This window comes from Solihabitans fulvus, assembly GCF_008386585.1.
GTDB lineage: Bacteria > Actinomycetota > Actinomycetes > Mycobacteriales > Pseudonocardiaceae > Solihabitans > Solihabitans fulvus.
In genome coordinates this window covers 1-224 of sequence record NZ_VUOB01000342.1, presented here as the reverse complement: position 1 = coordinate 224, position 224 = coordinate 1, and the positions used below count along the sequence as shown (strand labels likewise).

Annotated in this window: 1 protein-coding gene; it reads right to left on the bottom strand. The window is 75.4% G+C overall.

What is annotated here, in order from left to right; genetic code table 11:
* Nucleotides 1–224: hypothetical protein (locus tag F0L68_RS41745; RefSeq protein WP_149855445.1), on the bottom strand; the 224-nt coding region annotated here is incomplete at both ends.

Below are 224 nucleotides of genomic sequence, written 5' to 3'. Positions count from 1 at the left end.
TGGGCGGTCGGTTTCCCGGTGGCGGCCTCGAGCAGCGCGTGGAAGTGGCTCGCGAGGCGCTCGACGGTGCCGCGCTCGAACAGCGCGGTCGCGTACTCGAACACGCCGGTCCAGGCCCCGTCGGCCTCGCGGCGCACGCACAGCGTCAGGTCCGTCTTGGCGCCCTGCCTGGCGTGCAGGAAGGTCTCGCCGTCGACCCGGCCGGGCAGGCCGCCGCCGACCTC